We start from the raw sequence: 18,486 nt of genomic DNA on the forward strand, positions 1-18,486 counted from the left end.
AGTCATTATGTATAATCTCTTTAACATATTATCACGTTACTTTAGTAAAGTGACACTGATATAAATTTTACACGAATCGAGGATGATTATGAAAAAAGATCTGCTTCATACACCTGAAGGTGTACGCGATATATACAGCACTGAATGTGTTGAGAAGAAAATAATAGAAAACAAGCTCCACGATGTATGCCGTCTTTACGGATATAACGACATCCAGACACCATCTATTGAATATTTTGATGTATTTAGCAAGGAACGAGGCAGTGTGCCTTCTAATGAAATGTTCAAGTTATTCGACAGATATGGCAATACTCTTGTGTTAAGGCCTGATATGACACCTTCTATAGCAAGAGCAGCAGCTAAATACTTTGAGGATCATATTCTTCCTATTAAACTCTGCTATGTCAGCAATACATTTATTAATGTCAGCAAGTATTATCAGGGCAGATTAAAAGAGAATACAGTTATCGGTGCTGAATTAATAGATGATGCTTCAATTGATGCGGATTACGAAATAATCTGTATGGTAATTGACTGTATGAAGAATGCTGGGCTTACTGAGTTTCAGGTAGAGCTCGGCAATGTAGCTTTCTTTAACGGATTATTAAAAGATGCAGGAATTAAAGGAGATACATACGAAGAACTTCTTAATCTTATTAATGAGAAGAATTATATCGGTGTAGAAGAAATCCTTACTAATCTTAATATTGATAAGAATACAGCTAAGGTATTATTAGAGCTTCCACAGCTTTTTGGACAGGCAGAGGTGCTTGATAAAGCCAGAAGCCTTACTAATATTCCAGAATGCATAGAGGCTGTTGACAGACTTACCAATCTTTATGAGCTTCTTAAGATTAATGGCTACGATAAGTATGTATCCTTTGACCTTGGTGAATTAAGTAACCATACATATTACACAGGAATTATATTTCACGCATTTACATTTGGAACGGGCGAACCAATTGCAAGTGGTGGACGATATGACAAGCTTCTTGGACAGTTCGGCTGTGACAAGGCTTCTATTGGTTTCTCTCTTATAATTGACAGACTTATGGCTGCAATTAACAGACAGAATATAGAGATTGAAGTTGAATACAGCGGTGTGCTTCTTGTATACAGTGAGGATAAGCTTCAGGATGCTGTCAAACGTGCTAATGAATTAAGAAAAGACGGCATTAATGTATGTATGATAAGAAAGAATAATAATAAGTCTGAAAGCCAGTATATTGAATATGCAAAGGCTTCACAGCTTTCAGATGTTGTTTATATTTAACATGCACAGATTTAATCTGCTCTATAAAGAACAAGAATGGAGATTAGTATGAGATACATAACTATTGCACTGGCTAAAGGCCGTTTAGCTAAAAAAGCACTTGAGATATTTGAACATATCGGTGTAACTTGTGATGAGATGAAAGACGAGAACACAAGAAAGTTAATATTCACTAATGAAGAGTTAGGTATAAGATTTTTCCTTGCAAAGCCTTCAGATGTTCCAACATATGTAGAATATGGTGCGGCTGATATTGGTATTGTAGGCAAGGATACACTGCTTGAGGAGGGACGTTCATTATATGAAGTATATGACCTTAAAATCGGGCAATGTAAAATGTGTGTATGTGGTCCAGCCTCAGCCAGGGAGAAATTACAGCACCACGAACTTATAAGAGTTGCTTCCAAGTATCCTAATATTGCCAAAGACTATTTCTATAACAAGAAGCACCAGACAGTAGAAATCATAAAGCTTAACGGTTCAGTTGAGCTGGCACCTATTGTAGGGCTTTCAGAAGTTATTGTTGATATTGTAGAGACTGGTGCAACACTTAGGGAAAATGGTCTTGAAGTTCTTGAAGAAGTATGCCCATTATCAGCACGTATTGTTGTTAACCAGGTAAGTATGAAAATGGAGAACGAAAGAATTACAAAGCTTATTAATGATATAAAGAATTACCTTGAGAATAAATAATCACTAATAATTGTTTATATTAAATAATAAAATATACATTCAACGAATGGGATGGAGGACTATATGAGAATAGTTAAATTAACAGATGAAACTAAGAATAATATCCTTGAGGATTTATTAAAAAGAAGTCCTAACAGCTACGGAAAGTTTGAAGCAGCAGTTAATGATATTCTTTTAAATGTAAGAACTAACAAAGACGAGGCTCTTTTTAAGTATACTAAAGACTTTGATAAGGCTGACATTAATGCTTCTAATATCGTTGTAACTAAAGAGGAGATTGAGGAAGCCTACACAAAGGTTGACCCAGCTTTAGTTGATGTAATAAGAAAATCTCTTAAGAATATTAAGGAATACCACGAAAAGCAGAAGCAGTACAGCTGGTTTGACTCTAAGCCGGACGGAACTATTCTTGGACAGAAAGTAACTCCATTAGCAAGAGCTGGTGTATATGTACCTGGCGGAAAAGCTGCTTATCCATCATCAGTTCTTATGAACGTAGTACCTGCTAAAGTAGCGGGTGTTGAACAGATTATTATGTGTACACCTCCAGACCACGAAGGAAAGGTATATCCTACAACACTTGTAGCAGCTAATGAGGCTGGCGTTGATGTTGTATACAAGGCAGGCGGTGCTCAGGCAATTGCAGCTATGGCTTATGGTACAGAGTCTATTCCAAAAGTTGATAAAATATGTGGTCCGGGTAATATCTATGTTGCCCTTGCTAAAAAAGCTGTGTTTGGTTATGTAAGTATAGACTCTGTTGCAGGTCCTAGTGAAATTCTTGTAATTGCTGATGAGACAGCTAACCCAAGATATGTAGCCGCAGATCTTTTATCTCAGGCTGAACACGATGAGATGGCATCAGCAATCCTTATTACAACAAGCAGTGAGCTTGCCAATAAAGTATCTGCTGAGATTGACGGCTTCTTAAAGGAACTATCAAGAAGTGAGATTATATCTAAATCACTTGATAACTATGGTTATATTCTTCTTGTAGATGATATCAATGAAGCTGTTTCAGTTGCCAACGATATAGCATCAGAACATCTTGAGATTGTAACTAAAGATCCATTTAATGTAATGACTAAGATTAAGAATGCAGGTGCAATATTCCTTGGAGAATACAGCTCAGAGCCTCTTGGAGATTACTTTGCTGGTCCTAACCATGTACTTCCTACTAATGGTACAGCTAAATTCTTCTCAGCATTAAGTGTTGATGACTTTATTAAGAAATCAAGCATAATATCTTATTCAAGGGAAGCTCTTGAAGCTATACATAATGATATTGAGAACTTTGCGTCAGCAGAACATCTTACTGCACACGCTAATTCAATAAAAGTTCGTTTTGAATAAATCGGACATTATATGTGATGTTATGGGTAGGATATCTTTTTTACCCTGACATCTTTAATATATAATTATATCAGAATCGAGGACGTATATATGTCAAATATGCAGGCAAGACAGGCAACAATTCATAGAAAGACAAGTGAGACAGATATAGAGCTTTTTCTGTGCCTAGACGGAGAGGGCAATGCACAGGTAGATACAGGAATAGGCTTTTTTGACCATATGCTAAAAAGCTTCGCAAAGCATGGTATGTTCGACCTTAACTTAAAAGTTACAGGCGACTTAATCGTTGACTGCCACCATACTATTGAAGATGTTGGTATCGTGCTTGGAGAAGCTGTTAAAAAAGCTCTTGGTGATAAGAAGTCCATAAGAAGATACGGTGATATTATACTTCCTATGGATGAAGCACTTATATTATGTGCGATTGATTTATCAGGAAGACCATATCTTGTATTTGAGTCACAATTCACTTCCGATATGGTTGGATATTTTGATACACAGATGGTTAAAGAATTCTTCTATGCCATATCATACAGTGCAGGAATGAACCTTCATATAAGAAAGATAACCGGTGAGAATGACCACCACATTATTGAGGGAATGTTCAAGGCATTTGCCAAGGCTTTAGATGAAGCTTGTATGAAAGATGCAAGAATTAAATCAGTATTATCTACAAAGGGAAGCCTGTAAATATAAATATTAAGTAAAGATTGGAGCATACAATGAGATTATACCCAGCTATTGATATTAAAGACGGACAGTGTGTAAGATTAAAAAAAGGTCTTTTTAATGATGTAACAGTATATTCAGATAAGCCTTATGAAATAGCCAGGGGCTTTGAACAGGACGGTGCTAAATTCATACATACTGTTGACTTGGATGGTGCATTAAAGGGGCGTGGCGTAAATGCTGACACAATCAGAAAGATAGTATCAAGTGTCAATATACCTGTCCAGATGGGCGGTGGAGTAAGAACACTTGAGAATATTAAAGAAGTTCTCGACCTTGGTGTATACCGTGTAATTATTGGTACTAAGGCAGTTGAAAATCCTGATTTCATAAAGCAGGCAATTGATAAATTCGGACCTGAACATATTGTTGTTGGTGTTGATGCCAAGGACGGGCTTGTAGCCGTTGAAGGCTGGGAAAAGGTAAGTGACAAGACTGCTCTTTCTTTAGCTTTGGCTATGAAAGATATGGGTGTCCAGACAATTGTCTATACTGATATATCTAAAGATGGTATGCTTCAGGGTCCTAATATTGAACAGACTAAGCTTTTATCTGATAAGACAGGAATTAATATAATCGCTTCTGGCGGAATGTCCTGTGTGCAGGATTTAAAGAATATCAATGATGCAGGTATCCACGGAGCAATAATAGGAAAAGCCTTATATGAGAACAGAATTAACCTTAAAGACGCTGTTGATATGTTTGAATCTGGAAGTTCTGTAATTGAAGCTTCTAAAAAGCTTAATACAAGCCTTTCATTTTCTGATTTCAAACTTAACTCAGATGGTTTAATTCCAGTAGTTGTACAGGACTATGTCAATAATGAAGTGCTTATGGTTGCATATATGAACGAAGAAGCCTATAACCATACTGTTAATACAGGGGTTATGACTTATTACAGCAGAAGCCGTCAGGAATTATGGATTAAGGGCGAAACTTCTGGTCATTACCAGTATGTAAGTTCACTTGACATTGACTGTGATAATGATACAATACTTGCAAAGGTACGTCAGATAGGTGCAGCCTGCCACACTGGCAACAGAAGCTGTTTCTATCGTAATCTGTACCTTAGAGATTTATAATTCATAGATGAGAGCAGGATATGACTATTAAATATATCATTACACAGATTAACGATAATATAATATATTCAAAGTATAACAACAACGGTTGTCTTAGTCTTAATATAGTAGACAAAAGCAGCCTGGTTGGTAATATATACATTGGCAGAGTTGAAAATGTTGTTAAAAACATCAGCTCTGCTTTTGTTGAAATTGAAAATAAAATTAAATGCTATTACCAGCTTGAAAATAATAAGAATAATATATTTCTTAATACAAAGAATAATAAAGCTGTCAACATTGGTGATAAGCTTTTAGTACAGGTAAGCAATGATGCCCATAAGACAAAGCCTCCTACAGCGACTTCCAAGATAGATATATCAGGACAGTATATTGTAGTGTCAAGTGATGTCAAAGGTGTGTCAATATCTAACAAATGCAAGAAAGCTTCTGTATGTATAGAAGCTTCTTCTGTTCTAAAGGACTATATTAAAGAACATCTTACAGCTTTTAATGATAAACTTCAGGCTTCAGGTACATTTTCTTATGGAATAATTATAAGAAGCAGTGCCGCTAATGCAGATATTAATACAGTACTTAATGAGGCTTACTCTCTTATAGACCAGTACGAACATATAATACAGAATGCTGTATTTGGAACATTTTACACTAAGCTTTATGAAAAAGAGCCGCCTATGGTAAGCGAACTCAGGCATCTTAGTGCTGATAATACAATCGAAGTCATCACAGATATTCCATATTATTATGATTTGCTTAATACACATTTTAAAGATAACAGCAATATGAGTTTACGATTATATGAAGATGAATTACTGCCTCTATATAAGCTTTATTCTGTCGAAAAGACATTATCAGAAGCATTATCCAGAAAAGTATGGCTTAAATGCGGAGGCTACATTATAATCGAACAGACAGAGGCTATGAGTGTTGTCGATGTCAATTCAGGCAAAAATGTTACAAAAGCAAAAAAAGAAGCTGATAAAGAGAACAACATTTTAAAGACTAATATTGAAGCTGGAATTGAAATTATAAGACAGCTCCGCTTAAGAAATATTTCTGGAATTATTATTATTGATTTTATTAATATGGCACAGCAGGAAAGCAGGGATAAATTATTATCAGTTCTTAAGGAATACGCCCGATTAGAAAGTATCCAGACTAATGTGGTTGATATTACACCTCTTGGACTTGTTGAAATGACACGAAAGAATAATGGCAAGACATTAAAAGAATTAATCAAAACCGGAGAGTGAGTTTATGTCAGAGAATAATTTAACGGGCTATGAAAAAAGATATAATGCTGTATACAATTACCTTGATACGCATAAGGCACTAAAGAACATTCTGCTCTTATTATATAAAGTGCTTCCGTATGTTACTGCACTATCGTATATGGTTCTTATTGTATTATGTGCCAGATCCAAATCAACAATCGCAACACCTGCAATTGCTCTAAGCGTAGATGCAACAGGTTATGTTGAAACATCTAATGTATTTATTACAGCTAAACTTATACTTGCACCATTAACTTCATTTATATTTGTATCATTTATAAGAAAATGTCTTGATTCACCAAGACCATATACAAAATATAATATAACACCTATTGTAAAAAAAGATAAAGAGGGAGAGTCTATGCCAAGCAGACATATATTCTCAATCACTATTATTGCAATGTGCTGGTTATATATATGCCAGCCTGTCGGTATTATACTTTTAGTTATGACACTTGTGCTTGCAGTATTAAGAGTTGTTATGGGTGTGCATTTTATTAAAGATGTTATTGCCGGAATTATATATGGAATTATATGCGGATTTATAGGATTGTGGATTTTATAATTTTTTTAGAATTATTTTTTTAAGACTATTGACATTTGTTTACTGATACTATATTATATTCTAGTGTGCCGCTCAGTTAGGACATAAGCAGGTATTTTACCTCTCCAAAACTGGCGAGTAATTATTTTAGGAGGTGCCATATGTACGCAATTATTGCAACAGGTGGTAAACAGTACACAGTTTCAGAAGGCGATGTAATCAAGGTTGAAAAGCTTGGTGTTAACGCTGGCGATACTGTTACATTTGACCAGGTTCTTTTCGTTAATAACGGTGAAGCTAAGGTTGGTGATCCTACAGTAGCAGGAGCAACAGTTACAGCAAGCGTTGTTGAAGAAGGTAAGGACAAGAAAGTCATCGTGTATAAGTATAAGAGAAAAACTGGATATCACAAGAAGAACGGTCACAGACAGCTCTTCACTAAGGTTAAGATTGAAAAGATTAATGCTTAATTATTAATCGGATGTGAGGTGTGTTATCCATGACTCATATAACAATCTACAAGTCGTCTGCTACGAACAGGACTGTAGGCTTTAAGTCAGCAGGACATGCTGGCTATGCAGAAGAAGGTAGTGATATTATCTGTTCTGCAATTTCTGTATTGACTATCAATACGATTAATTCGATTGAGCAATTCACGGATGCCGTATATGATATGTCGGTTGATGATGAGGAGGCTAGTATTGATTACATAGTCACTTCTAATATCAGTGATACAACACAGGTATTGTTAGATGCCTTAGAACTTGGTTTAAGAACTATGGCTGCTGATAATCCTGATTACTTATTGATTACCGTCAAGGAGGTGTAATGTTATGTTGAATTTGAACCTTCAGTTTTTCGCTCATAAAAAGGGTGTTGGTTCTACAAAGAATGGTAGAGATTCAGAATCTAAGAGATTAGGTGCAAAGAGAGCTGATGGACAGTTCGTTTTAGCTGGTAATATTCTTTACAGACAGCGTGGAACAAAGATTCATCCAGGTGTTAATGTTGGTCGTGGTGGCGATGATACATTATTCGCACTTGTTGATGGAACTGTTAAGTTTGAAAGAAAGGGCAGAGATAAGAAGCAGGTTTCTGTTTATCCTGTTGCCTCAGAGAACTAATTAGTTTTTATAAGCTCCAAATCTTCGGATTTGGGGCTTTTTGTGAATTAGAGGGGATAATTAATTAACTAATTAATATCTAATTATTGTTTTAACCTATAAACAGGCAATATTTCTTTTAATATATAATACAAATATTGCTATACGATATTTCAGATATGATATTTCAGATTGGCTTATTTATATATTTATGTAATATAACAAGCGGCTTTTAGCAGCGTTAGAATGGAGATTAATATGTTTTCAGATAAAGTAAGAATATTTATTAAATCTGGTAAGGGTGGGGACGGACACGTAAGTTTCAGACGTGAGCTTTATGTACCTGCTGGTGGACCAGATGGCGGTAATGGTGGACACGGTGGTGACATCATATTTCAGGTAGATAAAGGACTTAATACACTTGGTGATTTCAGACATAATAGCAAGTATATCGCACAGAGCGGTGAAGAAGGCGGAAAGAAAAGATGTACTGGAAAGAACGGAGAAGACCTTATAATCAAAGTTCCTGAAGGTACTGTAATATATGATGACGAATCAGGCAAGGTAATTGCTGATATGTCAGGCGATAATATGAAAGAAACTATCCTTAAAGGTGGACGCGGCGGAAAGGGTAATATGAACTATGCCACAGCTACAATGCAGGCTCCACAGTATGCACAGCCGGGACAGGAAGCTAAAGAGCTCTGGGTAAGACTTGAATTAAAATGTATTGCTGATGTAGGTCTTGTTGGTTTCCCTAACGTGGGTAAATCTACATTTTTATCAAGAGTAACTAATGCACGTCCAAAGATAGCTAACTATCATTTCACAACACTTAACCCTAATCTTGGTGTTGTTGATATAGATGGTGGTAAGGGCTTTGTAATAGCTGATATTCCAGGTCTTATAGAGGGTGCTTCTGAGGGCGTTGGTCTTGGACACCAGTTCTTAAGACACATTGAGAGAACTAAGGTTATTATCCATATTGTAGATGCAGCTTCTACTGAGGGACGAGATCCTATAGCTGATATTAAGGCTATCAATGCAGAATTAGAGGCTTACAATCCTGATCTTCTTAAAAGGCCTCAGGTAATAGCTGCCAATAAGATTGATGCCATATATGATGACGGCTCAGGAACTAACCCTGTAGAGCTTATAAAGGCCGCATTTGAGCCGGAAGGCATTAAGGTATACCCAATATCAGCCGTAACCGGACAGGGCGTTAAAGAACTTTTATACGCAGTAAGAGAGCTTCTTGATAACTTCCCTGATGATGTAGTTATATTTGAGAAGGAATTCGATGTTGACGAACTTCTTGATAACTCAGATGATAATTACAATGTATATATTGACGAGAATGGCGTATTCATCGTTGAAGGTGAACGTATTGATAAAATGCTTGGTTACACTAACCTTGAGTCAGAAAAAGGCTTTAACTTCTTCCAGAAGTTTATGAAGAGTTCTGGTGCTATCGACCGACTTGAAGAACTTGGAATTGAAGAGGGCGATACAGTACGGGTTGGCGATTATCTTGAATTTGATTATTATAGAGCTTAATAGATTTTATTATTATAGAGCTTACTTAATAGAAATAATGTATGACACTATAAATATTTCATTGCATAATCTTATCACTGACTATGCAATGAAACACATAAAAGAAAGGAATTAACTATGACAAGCAAACAGCGTGCATATTTAAAGGGACTTGCTATGACTATGGATCCAATATTCCAGTTTGGAAAGAATAGTCTTACACCAGAAAATACCAAGGCTATAGCCGAGGCATTGGAAGCAAGGGAGTTAATAAAGATTAATGTTCTTCAGAACTGTGCTGATGATCCTAAGGAAATCGCACAGATTGTAGCTGAGAGAACACACTCACAGGTTGTTCAGGTTATCGGAAAGAAGATTGTATTATATAAAGAGTCTAAGGATAACAAGAAAATTGAACTTCCTAAGGATAATAAGAAGAAGTAATATCAAATTAAATAAATCATATTACAGAATTAACATAATGAGTTTTTAAGGAGGCTATATGTCCGGCATAGTTGGAATAATGGGCGGTACATTTAATCCTGTCCACAATGGACACATTGCGATTGCCAAAGCGGCACACGAACAATTCAATATACCATATATTCTTGTTATGCCATCATATTCGCCGGCTTATAAGGACAACAGCAATATAGTTTCTGCCACACATCGCTGTAATATGGTCAGCCTTGCTATTAAAGATTATGACTATATGGAATTATCAACATTAGAGATAGAACGTGGTGGCAGAACTTATACAGCCGATACATTAAAACTGCTGAAAGACGATTATGATAAGATATACTTTATAATCGGTGCAGACTCATTATTTACACTTAATACATGGTATAAGCCTGATTATATATGTGCCAACTGTCATATACTTGCCGCTAACAGGGACGAACACCCACTCGATGAGCTTATAAAAAGACGTGACTGGCTTATAGATAAGTATAATGCACATATAGACTTAATATCTTGCGATGATTACCCATTCAGCTCAACATTTATCCGTGATGAAGCGGCGGCAGGTCACAATATTTCGCCGTTTGTTGGAAATGCGGTTGCTGGATATATAGCCGACAATGGATTGTATAATAAAAAATTTTTTACGGCTTAAAAATAAAAGATACTAATATCAAAAAGATTTTTGCTGCAAAATGGTAATTTATAAATATAAATATATATATATTTATATATCAATGCATAGTAAACCATTTAATTATTTTACTTCTTTATTAGTGTACTAGAATGGAGATAAATGGTATGGATAATTCATATATTGAAAGCCTTAGAAAAGATGTTAAACGTGCTTTAAAGAGTGATAAAATGCGTTTCAGACACACTATTGGTGTTGCAGATACATCTGCCTGTCTTGCATCAAGATATGGTGTAGATATGCAGAAAGCGTATATAAGCGGCCTGTTACACGACTGTGCAAAATGTGTTCCAGACGAACAAAAAATAACCGAATGTGAACAGAATAATATAGAAATAACTAAGTCAGAATACGAAAGCCCTTATCTTTTACATTCAAAGCTTGGTGCATTTTATGCAGATGTAAAATATGGTATTAAAGATGAAGATATACTTGGTGCTATCAAATGGCACACAACCGGACATCCTGATATGACTATGCTTGAGAAAATCGTATTTGTAGCTGACTATATTGAACCATATCGCAACAAAGCGGCTAATCTTGATACAATCAGATATCTTGCATTTACTGATATTGACAAAGCTGTTTTACAGATATTAAATGATACAATTAATTATCTTAACAAAAAAGGCAATCCTATTGACAGCATTACTCTGGATACCTATAACTTTTATAAATGCAAATAAACCTTAATAATAATAGAAAATGATAACAGAAAGGACTAAATATTATGATAAAAGATACTTCAAAACAGATGGCAAAAGTAGCTGTAGAAGCATTAAAGGAAAAAAAGGGATATGATGTAAAAGTAATAGATATAAGTGAAATATCTATCCTTGCAGATTATTTCATAATTGCCAACGGAAGCAATGCCAATCAGGTGCAGGCTATGGTTGACAATGTTGAAGAGCAGATGTACAAGGCTGGCTTTGATGACCCTAAGGTAGAGGGTTACAACAATGCTTCTTGGATTCTCCTTGACTATAATGATGTTGTACTTCACATATTTGATGAAGAAAGCCGTTCATTCTATAATCTTGAAAGATTATGGCGAGATGGCAAAGAAGTTGATGTAGATACGCTCTAAAAATAAAAAAGCAATAATAAAAGCTGTAAATTTATGATTATCGGTATTATTTATCTATCACCATTCATAAATTTACAGCTTTTATTATATACATTATAATTATGATACTATATACAGTGTGTATTATGTACTATATTATGTGCAGATAATTAATCAACCTGCCATCTTATCAGACCTATAACCTTACCGACTATTGAACAATCATCAACTATAATAGGATCCATAAAATCATTCTCTGGCTGAAGTCTTATATGTCCGTCTTCTTTGTAAAATCTCTTTACTGTTGCAGAATCATCTATAAGTGCTACAACAATATCTGAATTCTCAGCAGTATTACACTTCTTAACAATAACGTGGTCGCCATTGTAAATTCCTGTATTAATCATACTTTCACCCTGAACAGTAAGCATAAAACACTCTTCATTAGGCATAAATTCCGCTGGAATAGGGAAGTAGCCAGTTATATTATCAACTGCCAGTAAAGGCTCTCCGGCAGCTACACGGCCAAGAATAGGTACATTAACTACCTCTCTGCGGGCAAGATTAAAATTATCATCTATAATCTCTATTGTTCTTGACTTTGTTGGATCTCTTCTTATGTAACCATTCTTCTCAAGAGATTCAAGATGTGCGTGTACTGATGATGTTGACTTTAAATTAACAGCAGCACATATATCTCTAACTGATGGTGGATATCCTTTATTCAATATCTGTGACTTTATATATTCAAGTATCTCAGACTGTTTCTGTGTTATTCTGCCATATGCCATATATTTACCTCCAAATCATATAACTATATACAATATAATAACATACATCTGTCCATAACGCAAACGTATTTTCAGAACATTTTTTCTGAATTTATGTTCGATTGATATTGACAAACAACTGTTCGCAATTTATAATTACCAATATAAAGAACATATGTTTTAAATGCATCAGTTGGAGGTAATATTATGAACAATTCAATAGCAGTACATAGCCATACAGATTTAATCAATATATATAATAATGAATGTAATAACTATAGTGAAAGTGTTAATAATAGACAATACAATATTGATAAGCGTAATAGTGATAACATATTCAATATTAAACATAACAGCTTAGGGCATAATAATTCTGATAATAGATATTGCATATGTAATAATATTTTATTAAAGCTTATAATTCCAGTAATTATTCTGGCTGTAATAACACTTGGCTCTATTATGGTTAAAGCCTCTGAGACAGATACCAGACCATATTTAAAGAAGTATTATACAAGTGTAGAAGTAACTTCTGATGATACATTATGGTCATTAGAAGCTGATTATAATAATGGACTGGAAGACCGTAATACATACATTAATAATATTATGCAGCTTAATAATATGACATCTGATACTATAATTACTGGTAATCATCTGTTATTATATTATTATTCATCTGAACACAATTAGACTTTTAACATCTAATCTGATAGAATAATATATTATAATACTATACAGAATGGAGATATATAAATATGTTATTTAAAGATATAGATAATATTGATACTAATGTTGTTTCAATACTTTCTCAGTCCGGCATAACAGATATGACAGATGTACAGGCTAAGACTTATAAGCATATATCTAACAATAAAGATGTAATTGTATGCTCAGGAACTGGAACAGGTAAGACTTTAGCTTATCTTTGCCCTATAATTTCACATATAACAGGCAATAATAATAGTTTCAAGAATAACAATGCTGATATTAGCTCTAAGAATAACAACGCTGGAAGCACTGTGAATAATAAGAACACCTATAATGGACATAAGCCTACTCATTCAAAGAATATTCAGGCTATAATCCTTGTTCCTAATGGTGAACTTGCTTCCCAGGTAAACCATCAGGCTGAACAGTTATTCTCATATGAGGGTTGTCCATATACATCTATGTTTGTAACTGGAGAGGGTAATATTAACAGACAGATTGATAATCTTAAGTCTAAGCCTTCAATTCTTATTGGAACACCTGCAAGAATATGTCAGCTTATCAATATGAAGAAGATTAAGGTACACGAAGTAAAGTCACTCGTATTAGATGAAGCTGACAAGCTTCTTGGAAAGACTTATATTGAACACGTTCATTCGATAAGAAAGTCACTTATGAAGTATACTCAAGTTCTTCTTTTTTCTGCAAGCATAGATAAGAAGACACGCAAAGAAGCTAACAGCCTTACATTTAAACCTATAGACATTGATATTAATTCTATCAAAGCTTCTGAAAGTGTAATTCCTTCAACAATAAAGCATAACTATGTTATAACAGACAGACGTGAACGCATAGAAACTCTTAGAAAGCTTATTAAGGCGGTTAAACCTTCCAAGGCAATAATCTTTATTAACACCAAATATGACCTTGAAGAATCACTCCAAAAGCTCTTATATCATAATTATAATGTGGGTTACCTTTCAAGCAATGCAGATGCAACAACCAAGCGTAATACACTTGATAAATTCCGCTCAGGAAAGCTCCAGTTATTACTGGCCACAGATATAGCTGCAAGAGGACTTCAGATTGATGATATTGATGTTGTTATTAATGTAAATCTGCCTGAGGAATCAAAAGAATACATACATCGTGTTGGACGATGTGGACGTAACGGCAATCAGGGACTGGCTTTATCTATTATAACCGAGAATGAAACTAACAAGATAAAGAAATACCAGAAAGAATTCCATATTAATATGCTCCAGAAAAAGCTATATCAGGGAAGGCTTGTTGCTAAATAATCTATAAATAATTCAAAGCTATTGTTATATTTATTGTTGTATAATGCCTACAGTAATTAACAATAGCTTTTATTATCTATAAAAATCCATAAAAAGAGCAGTATAAGTTAAACATATAACGCCGATAAATCTCAGTTTATCGGCGTTATATTGTATTTATTATATCTAATTACTTATTTTTAACTTCTTCAAACTTTTCAATAACTTCCTTTGATGGACCGCCTGTTGCATAACTTACAATAACTATAACAAGTAATGCAACAATGAATGCTGGAAGCAATTCATATATTGAGAATATTCCTCCAAGCTTAGATATTCCATATTTCCATACGAATATCATAATTCCACCAGATATCATTCCAGCAGTAATTCCATATTTATTAGCTTTTTTCCAGAATAATGCACATAATACAACAGGTCCAAATGTAGCTCCAAATCCAGCCCACGCAAATGATACAATTTCAAATACAGAACTGTCCGGATTTGATGCGAGAATAATTGAAATTACAGATATAATTACAACTGTAATTCTAGCTACATTCATAGATGCCTTTTTAGATATTTTAATATGGAACACATCTGTAAGTATATTCTGTGAAATACTTGAAGCTGCTGCTAGTAACTGTGAATCTGCTGTAGACATTGTCGCTGCAAGAATTCCTGCTAATATAACACCAGAAATTATGGCTGTGGCAACTCCGTGTGTAGATAATAAATGTGCTATTTTTACAATTATCGTCTCAGAGTTACTTCCTGTAAGTGTTTCAATAGCACCTGCCTTAGTCATACTAAGACCAACAATACCAATAAATACAGCTACAGATAAAGAAATAACTACCCATATAGAAGCAACTCTTCTTGATAATTTAAGCTTTTCTTCGTCCTCTATAGCCATAAATCTCAATAATACATGTGGCATACCAAAGTATCCAAGTCCCCACGCTAACATAGATGCAATTTTAAGCAGGCTGTAAGGCTCTGCTGAATTAGTCGCTGCTGAATATGTATCAAATAATCCAAGATATCCTGGAAGTGCTTTGGAATTTTCCATAACCATATCAAAGCCACCTGCAACATTAACACCATATACAACAACTACAACCAGTGCTATTGTCATAACTATACTTTGAATTAAATCTGTCATACTAGCGGCAAGAAATCCACCTAATGTACAATATGCAACAATAACAATTGCACTTATTATCATTGCTGTTAAATAATTAAATCCAAAAAGACTTGAAAACAGCTTACCACAGGCGGCAAATCCTGAAGCTGTATATGGAATAAAGAATACTACAATAACTATAGCAGCTATTAATGTTAATATTCTCTTTTCATCTCCAAATCTCTTTGAAAAGAAATCAGGAATTGTAAATGAATCATATGCTTGTGTATATTTACGTATTCTTTTAGCTACAATCAGCCAGTTCACATATGTTCCTATTGCAAGACCTATAGCTGTCCACGCTGCATCCGCAACACCTGTAAGATAAGCAAGTCCTGGCAGTCCCATTAAAAGCCAGCTACTCATATCAGACGCTTCTGCACTCATAGCTGTAACAAATGGTCCTAACTTTCGTCCACCAAGATAAAAATCATCAACGGCGTTGTTCTTCTTTGAACATAGAACACCAATGTACACAACTGCGGCAAGATATATAATTATCGTTGCCATAATAATAATCTGTGACATAATTTTCTCCCTTTGTTAATTTTTGTTAATTTATGTAATTTTTATAATAACTTTTAAAGTATATCACAAATTATGACCTTTAGTCAAAAATTGTCACAAAAAAAGTATCATATAATTCATCTTTATATTAAGACAAATTATATGATACTCATATTTATTCTTCGAGTTTATCAACATAATTATATTTTTTAAATTCTGTTATATTAACTGAAGAAGGGATATCGAAATCATTCTCTATCTGCACCTGTGTATTAACACCGCAGTTATTATATATCCATTTGGCATCGGCAGGTGTCATATAGATTGAACCGCTTGAAGCACTTGTTCCCATTTTATTATACTCATCTATATTCATATTACCAACTGTCTTGGTAAAATATGCAGATGAACATATATATTCTGAATTATTAAGTCTTGTACTATAATGACCATATCCAGTAATATCAAGCTTACGCCACTCAGCCTTCTCTGATATAAATGTATCACCCGTATTAATATTACTGTTAACAGATACATAAAAAGCCTTCACAACATTATCGAACCCATTATTAGAACCTATACTGTATATAATAGCAATGTTCCTGCTGACATTAATTCTAATCTTATACGACTGGTTCTTTGCTATATATGCAGACTCCTCTGTTGTTGAACCGGTATCTTCCTCTGTTGTATCTGCAGACTCATCACTATCTGATGATACATTATCATTATGCATACTGACTATCGTCTTAAATGCAAACAACAATATCAATAAAAGCAACAGTAAAATTAAAATATATACTATTAAATTACTGCCTTTGAACCATCTTTTAATATCTTTCTTCTTTATGCGCTTATAACCACGAATTTCCATATCAATTAACCATTATTCTGATTTTTCTCTTTAAGTTCTATGAACTTTAATATAAGCTCAATAGCTCCATCAATGCCTACAAGACCACTATCTATACATAAATCATAGCTCTTAGCTTCGCCCCACTTCTTACTTGAATAATAATTGTAGTAGCTTGCTCTCTTCTTATCTGTCTTCTGTATAAGATCAGCCGCCTTAGAATCATTTAGTTCATATAACTTCTTAATTCTCTTAATTCTTTCATCAAGACTTGCTTTAATCCATACACTTACTGCAAATGGATCATCTTCAAGTGCATAGTCTGCACAACGTCCAACAATCACACAAGACTCTTTAGCTGCAAGCTTCTTTATTGCATCAAACTGTGCCAAGAATACTTTGTGATTAATTGGCATATCAACATATGAATTAGAATAACCAAGTGAATATGTATCCATAACCAAAGAATAAAGGAAACTGTTAGTAGGCTTTTCATCCTGAGAGGCAAATAACTCCTCACACAATCCACTTTCCTTTGCAGCAACCTGAAGAAGTTCCTTATCATAACATTTAATTCCTAACTTCTCAGCAAGCTTCATTCCTATCTCGTGTCCGCCACTACCAAATTCACGACCTATTGTAATTACTGTTCTTTCATCCATAATACATTACCTCCCGGTTACCTAAATATTTCAAACAGCTCTTTGATTTAGTTGTATTATACATTAAATTGTATATAAAATCCAGCTATTTTATGCAAAATTCATTCATTTTACACAATATTTTTGATATTTATTAATAACCGCTGGACATCATCTTCTTAAGATAATCGGATATTTCTTTGCCATATCGGTTGGAAATAACGCTGAACTGGCTTGGGGTAACACAGACCAGGCGGATATTACTGTACCCTCTTGCTCCAAACATATATTTCTTTACAATGTTAGTCTTCTCTATCATAAGCTTTACATTATCATCAGGCTTATTTCTTGTAATAATTATAAATGAAATATACGAATACATATGATTTTTACAAGGAAGTTTGTTATCATTACGGACAAAATGCGGTTCTATCTGCTCAATCGTGAACTTAACAAGATCCTTTAACTGTTCTTCATCAAGTGAATCACTGTTAATAAAGAATAAATGCTCAAAACATTTCATATCCCATAATTTTGCAGAATCAGTTGTCGAGAACTTATCCCTGTTCTTGTAATTATATGCGTATATGACAAATTTTCTATTGTTAAACCAATAATTATGATATATATCAAATGTATCCGAAATACCATTTAATATAGTATCAATAAACTCTTTCCTTCTCATAATCCTACTACCTGCTATAAATCCTGATATCTGTCATATTG

The 18,486-nt window shown here is 34.3% G+C and carries 22 protein-coding genes; 17 read left to right on the plus strand and 5 right to left on the minus strand.

From position 1 onward, the window contains the following. Positions 1-88 precede the first annotated feature (88 nt). From hisZ to rsfS, 15 genes are all read left to right on the plus strand, one after another. Positions 89-1,273, plus strand: coding sequence for an ATP phosphoribosyltransferase regulatory subunit (gene hisZ, locus WMO42_RS03380; protein ID WP_022501753.1), 1,185 nt, complete (start codon positions 89-91; stop codon positions 1,271-1,273). A 48-nt stretch (positions 1,274-1,321) separates the two neighbouring features. Continuing rightward, complete coding sequence (gene hisG, locus WMO42_RS03385; protein ID WP_055174745.1) at positions 1,322-1,966, plus strand: ATP phosphoribosyltransferase; 645 nt, start codon at positions 1,322-1,324, stop codon at positions 1,964-1,966. 63 nt (positions 1,967-2,029) lie between these two features. Then, positions 2,030-3,319 carry a histidinol dehydrogenase gene (gene hisD / locus WMO42_RS03390; RefSeq protein ID WP_055174742.1) on the plus strand — a complete coding sequence of 430 codons (1,290 nt, stop codon included), beginning with the start codon at positions 2,030-2,032 and terminating at the stop codon, positions 3,317-3,319. 90 nt (positions 3,320-3,409) lie between these two features. Continuing rightward, on the plus strand, positions 3,410-4,009 hold the full coding sequence (hisB, locus tag WMO42_RS03395) for an imidazoleglycerol-phosphate dehydratase HisB (protein WP_082421569.1): 600 nt from the start codon (positions 3,410-3,412) through the stop codon (positions 4,007-4,009). A gap of 32 nt (positions 4,010-4,041) precedes the next feature. Continuing rightward, on the plus strand, positions 4,042-5,130 hold the full coding sequence (gene hisA, locus WMO42_RS03400) for a 1-(5-phosphoribosyl)-5-[(5-phosphoribosylamino)methylideneamino]imidazole-4-carboxamide isomerase (RefSeq protein ID WP_022501757.1): 1,089 nt from the start codon (positions 4,042-4,044) through the stop codon (positions 5,128-5,130). Positions 5,131-5,150: 20 nt separating this feature from the next. Next, complete coding sequence (locus tag WMO42_RS03405; RefSeq protein WP_349191569.1) at positions 5,151-6,383, plus strand: ribonuclease E/G; 1,233 nt, start codon at positions 5,151-5,153, stop codon at positions 6,381-6,383. A gap of 4 nt (positions 6,384-6,387) precedes the next feature. Further along, complete coding sequence (locus tag WMO42_RS03410) at positions 6,388-6,969, plus strand: phosphatase PAP2 family protein (RefSeq protein WP_349191570.1); 582 nt, start codon at positions 6,388-6,390, stop codon at positions 6,967-6,969. A gap of 140 nt (positions 6,970-7,109) precedes the next feature. Continuing rightward, positions 7,110-7,418 (plus strand): 50S ribosomal protein L21, encoded by a 309-nt coding sequence (gene rplU, locus WMO42_RS03415; RefSeq protein WP_022205377.1) that lies wholly within the window; start codon positions 7,110-7,112, stop codon positions 7,416-7,418. Between the two features lie 29 nt (positions 7,419-7,447). Further along, positions 7,448-7,777 (plus strand): ribosomal-processing cysteine protease Prp, encoded by a 330-nt coding sequence (locus tag WMO42_RS03420; RefSeq protein ID WP_022501760.1) that lies wholly within the window; start codon positions 7,448-7,450, stop codon positions 7,775-7,777. 4 nt (positions 7,778-7,781) lie between these two features. Then, positions 7,782-8,072, plus strand: a complete 291-nt coding sequence (gene rpmA / locus WMO42_RS03425; RefSeq protein ID WP_022205379.1) for a 50S ribosomal protein L27 — start codon at positions 7,782-7,784, stop codon at positions 8,070-8,072. Positions 8,073-8,309: 237 nt separating this feature from the next. Next, positions 8,310-9,608, plus strand: coding sequence for a GTPase ObgE (gene obgE, locus WMO42_RS03430; RefSeq protein ID WP_022501761.1), 1,299 nt, complete (start codon positions 8,310-8,312; stop codon positions 9,606-9,608). Positions 9,609-9,725: 117 nt separating this feature from the next. Next, positions 9,726-10,031, plus strand: a complete 306-nt coding sequence (gene yhbY, locus WMO42_RS03435; RefSeq protein WP_022207054.1) for a ribosome assembly RNA-binding protein YhbY — start codon at positions 9,726-9,728, stop codon at positions 10,029-10,031. Positions 10,032-10,089: 58 nt separating this feature from the next. After that, complete coding sequence (gene nadD, locus WMO42_RS03440; RefSeq protein WP_055174734.1) at positions 10,090-10,707, plus strand: nicotinate (nicotinamide) nucleotide adenylyltransferase; 618 nt, start codon at positions 10,090-10,092, stop codon at positions 10,705-10,707. Positions 10,708-10,853: 146 nt separating this feature from the next. Next, positions 10,854-11,432, plus strand: a complete 579-nt coding sequence (gene yqeK / locus WMO42_RS03445) for a bis(5'-nucleosyl)-tetraphosphatase (symmetrical) YqeK (RefSeq protein ID WP_022501763.1) — start codon at positions 10,854-10,856, stop codon at positions 11,430-11,432. A 44-nt stretch (positions 11,433-11,476) separates the two neighbouring features. Then, on the plus strand, positions 11,477-11,833 hold the full coding sequence (gene rsfS, locus WMO42_RS03450; RefSeq protein ID WP_022501764.1) for a ribosome silencing factor: 357 nt from the start codon (positions 11,477-11,479) through the stop codon (positions 11,831-11,833). A gap of 149 nt (positions 11,834-11,982) precedes the next feature. Here the strand turns inward: rsfS and lexA are convergent, their stop codons facing one another. Continuing rightward, positions 11,983-12,603: a transcriptional repressor LexA gene (gene lexA / locus WMO42_RS03455; protein WP_022501765.1), complete on the minus strand. Its 621-nt coding sequence runs from the start codon at positions 12,601-12,603 to the stop codon at positions 11,983-11,985. Positions 12,604-12,789: 186 nt separating this feature from the next. Here lexA and WMO42_RS03460 point away from each other — a divergent pair, with 186 nt between their 5' ends. Together WMO42_RS03460 and WMO42_RS03465 are read left to right on the plus strand one after the other, a co-directional pair. Beyond that, positions 12,790-13,275: a LysM peptidoglycan-binding domain-containing protein gene (locus WMO42_RS03460; RefSeq protein WP_349191571.1), complete on the plus strand. Its 486-nt coding sequence runs from the start codon at positions 12,790-12,792 to the stop codon at positions 13,273-13,275. Between the two features lie 65 nt (positions 13,276-13,340). After that, positions 13,341-14,594, plus strand: a complete 1,254-nt coding sequence (locus tag WMO42_RS03465) for a DEAD/DEAH box helicase (RefSeq protein WP_055174727.1) — start codon at positions 13,341-13,343, stop codon at positions 14,592-14,594. A 169-nt stretch (positions 14,595-14,763) separates the two neighbouring features. Here WMO42_RS03465 and WMO42_RS03470 read toward each other — a convergent pair whose 3' ends face one another. From WMO42_RS03470 to WMO42_RS03485, 4 genes are all read right to left on the minus strand, one after another. Then, positions 14,764-16,287 (minus strand): sodium/proline symporter, encoded by a 1,524-nt coding sequence (locus WMO42_RS03470; RefSeq protein ID WP_055174724.1) that lies wholly within the window; start codon positions 16,285-16,287, stop codon positions 14,764-14,766. A gap of 154 nt (positions 16,288-16,441) precedes the next feature. Continuing rightward, positions 16,442-17,002 carry a L,D-transpeptidase gene (locus tag WMO42_RS03475; protein WP_349191572.1) on the minus strand — a complete coding sequence of 187 codons (561 nt, stop codon included), beginning with the start codon at positions 17,000-17,002 and terminating at the stop codon, positions 16,442-16,444. 143 nt (positions 17,003-17,145) lie between these two features. Beyond that, positions 17,146-17,781, minus strand: a complete 636-nt coding sequence (locus tag WMO42_RS03480; RefSeq protein ID WP_022501770.1) for a cytidylate kinase-like family protein — start codon at positions 17,779-17,781, stop codon at positions 17,146-17,148. 133 nt (positions 17,782-17,914) lie between these two features. Next, positions 17,915-18,445: a hypothetical protein gene (locus WMO42_RS03485; protein WP_022501771.1), complete on the minus strand. Its 531-nt coding sequence runs from the start codon at positions 18,443-18,445 to the stop codon at positions 17,915-17,917. Between the last annotated feature and the right edge of the window lie 41 nt (positions 18,446-18,486).

Source organism: Lachnospira sp. CLA-JM-H23 (assembly GCF_040096425.1).
GTDB classification, from domain to species: Bacteria; Bacillota; Clostridia; order Lachnospirales; family Lachnospiraceae; genus Lachnospira; species Lachnospira rogosae.